The organism is Azoarcus sp. TTM-91 (genome assembly GCF_012911025.1).
In the GTDB taxonomy this organism is placed as follows: Bacteria; Pseudomonadota; Gammaproteobacteria; order Burkholderiales; family Rhodocyclaceae; genus Azoarcus.
The window spans coordinates 1-380 of sequence record NZ_WUEI01000325.1; the positions used below are offsets into that span (position 1 = coordinate 1).

Here is a 380-nt window from a genome sequence, read left to right on the forward strand (position 1 = left end):
CCCCTGCTTGCAAAGCAGGTGCTCTCCCAGCTGAGCTATGCCCCCTGATGCCGACTCGCTTAGGGGATCCACTCGCGTGAGGTCCGCTCACCGTAGACTGATGGTGGGTCTGGTTGGATTCGAACCAACGACCCCCGCCTTATCAAGACGGTGCTCTAACCGACTGAGCTACAGACCCCTTCGCCTGTCTTTACGATCTTCACAGCCGATAAGCGTGAGCACTTGGTGTTGAACACGAAGCTCTGGAAAGGAGGTGATCCAGCCGCACCTTCCGATACGGCTACCTTGTTACGACTTCACCCCAGTCATGAATCCTACCGTGGTGACCGTCCTCCTTGCGGTTAGACTAGCCACTTCTGGTAAAACCCACTCCCATGGTG

The 380-nt window shown here is 56.6% G+C and carries 1 tRNA gene and 1 rRNA gene; both read right to left on the minus strand.

The features are described from left to right. Positions 1-101 precede the first annotated feature (101 nt). A tRNA-Ile gene (locus GRF61_RS24460) sits at positions 102-178 on the minus strand. A 68-nt stretch (positions 179-246) separates the two neighbouring features. Beyond that, positions 247-380, minus strand: a 16S ribosomal RNA gene (locus GRF61_RS24465); the annotation flags it as partial.